Origin of the sequence: Dactylosporangium sp. NPDC005572 (genome assembly GCF_040605515.1) — a bacterium.
Taxonomy (GTDB): Bacteria; Actinomycetota; Actinomycetes; order Mycobacteriales; family Micromonosporaceae; genus Dactylosporangium.
Genome location: NZ_JBEXCY010000439.1, coordinates 1 through 2,231 on the forward strand (window position 1 = coordinate 1; position 2,231 = coordinate 2,231).

The 2,231-nt window shown below is 73.9% G+C and carries 2 protein-coding genes; both read right to left on the bottom strand.

Annotated features, from left to right (window positions below):
- A partial coding sequence (locus tag ABZS66_RS61415; protein ID WP_354774200.1) for a DUF4118 domain-containing protein occupies positions 1–1,769 on the bottom strand: 1,769 nt, incomplete at its 3' end.
- Positions 1,770–1,836: 67 nt separating this feature from the next.
- On the bottom strand, positions 1,837–2,231 hold a 395-nt coding region (locus tag ABZS66_RS61420; protein WP_354774202.1), incomplete at its 5' end, for a potassium-transporting ATPase subunit C.

The window sequence follows — 2,231 nt, forward strand, 5'->3', positions numbered from 1 at the left end:
ATCGCGGCGTGCGCCGCGAACGCCTCGATCAACCGCCGGTCGGCGGCCGGCAGCGGATGACCCCGCAGTACCAGCGACACGTCCTCGTCGACGGTCACCTCCGTCTGGCCCTCCCCCGGCGTCGTGCAGGGCTGGCCGCCGACCGTGGACACGATCCGCCACGCGGTGCCGTGCCGTTCGAGGAGGGTGGCACTCACCAGGCCGAACGACTCCCGGACCCGCTCCAGCAGGGCGTCGAGCAGGTTGTCGCCGTGCAGGACGCTGCCGGCCAGGGTGGCGAGGGTCTGTGCCTCGGCCGAGGCACGGGCCGCCTCCCGGGCGCGGCGGGCGGCGCGGTCGACGACGGTGGCCACCGCGATGGCGACGAAGACGAAGGCGACGAGGGCGAAGACGTTTTCCCGCTCGGCGACGGTGAACTGGTACAGCGGCGGCGTGAAGTACCAGTTGAGCAGCAGGAACCCGCCGATCGCGCAGACCAGGGCGGGCAGCAGCCCGCCGACCAGCGCCACCGCGACCGCGAGGACCAGGTAGGCGAGGATGTCGCTGGGCAGCGCCATGTCGGCGCGCAGCACGTCCAGGGCGTAGGTCAGGATCGGCAGGCCGGCCAGGGCCAGCGCGAAGCCGAGCACCCGCCGGCGCGGGGTCAGGCCGCCGCCCTCGCCGCGCCCGAGCCGCAGTCGTCCGCGGCGGGCCTGCTCGTGGGTGACCAGGTGGACGTCGATCGATCCGGACTCGGCGGTGGCGGTGGCGCCGACGCCGGGGGCGAGGATCTGGGCGAGCCGGCCGCGGCGGCTGGCGCCGAGCACGAGCTGGGTGGCGTTGACGCCGCGGGCGAAGTCGAGCAGGGCGGCCGGGACGTCGGCGCCGACGACCTGGTGGTAGGTGCCGCCGAGGCTCTCGGCGAGCAGCCGCTGCCGGCTCAGGTGCACCGGGTCGCCGGCGGACAGTCCGTCGCCCCGCACGACGTGGACGGCCAGGAGGTCGGCGCCCTTGGTCCGGGCGGCGATCCGGGCCGCGCGGCGGATGAGGGTGTCGCCCTCCGGGCCGCCGGTGAGCGCGACGACGACCCGTTCGCGGGCCTCCCACGTCTTCTCGATGCCGTGGTCGGAGCGGTACCGGTCGAGCTGGTCGTCGACCTTGTCGGCCAGCCACAGCAGGGCCAGCTCGCGCAGGGCGGTGAGGTTGCCGACCCGGAAGTAGTTGCCGAGCGCCGCGTCGATCTTCTCGGGCTTGTAGATGTTGCCGTGGGCCATCCGGCGGCGCAGGGCCTCCGGGGTCATGTCCACCAGCTCGATCTGCTCGGCCCGGCGCACCACCGCGTCCGGCACGGTCTCGCGCTGCGGCACGCCGGTGATCTGTTCGACCACGTCGTTGAGCGACTCGAGGTGCTGGATGTTGACGGTGGTGAGCACGTCGATGCCGGCGTCGAGCAGGTCCTCGATGTCCTGCCAGCGTTTGGTGTGCCGGCTGCCGGGGACGTTGGTGTGGGCCAGTTCGTCGATGAGGGCGACGTCGGGCCGGCGGGCCAGGACGGCGTCGAGGTCGAGCTCGGTGAAGGCGCTGCCGCGGTACGTCATGTCCCGGCGCGGCACCACCTCCAGGCCGTCGAGCATGGTCTCGGTGAAGGGGCGGCCGTGGGTCTCCACGTAGCCGACCACCACGTCGGTGCCGCGCTCCAGCCGGCGCCGGCCCTCTTCGAGCATCTTGTACGTCTTGCCGACGCCGGGCGCCGCGCCCAGGTACACCCGCAGCGTCCCCCGCCCGGTCATGCCTCCTCCGCACCGCTCCGGCCGCATGCCTGCACACCGAGCTCCCCTCCGCTGCGCTCCGGACCGGTCATGTCCGGTCGAGCGCCCGGTTGAGTTCGAGGACGTTGACCGCGGGCTCGCCCATGAAGCCGAGGGCGCGGCCGGTGGTGTGCTCGTCCACGAGCCGGTTGACGTCGGCGGCGCTCAGGTGGCGGGCCGCCGCCACCCGGTTCACCTGCAGCTTCGCGTACGCGACGCTGATGTGCGGGTCGAGGCCGCTGCCGCTGGCGGTGACCGCGTCGGCCGGGACGGCCGGCTTGGCGGGCGCGGTGCCGCGGATCGGGGTGACGACGCCCTTGCTGTAGTCGTCGCCGGGCTTGGCGCACTCGACGGTGACACCCTGGTACGACCGGATGAAGGGCGTTGCCGGGCAGGCCTCGTTGAGGCTGACGGCGCGGGTCACCGGGCCGGTCGCGCCGTCCT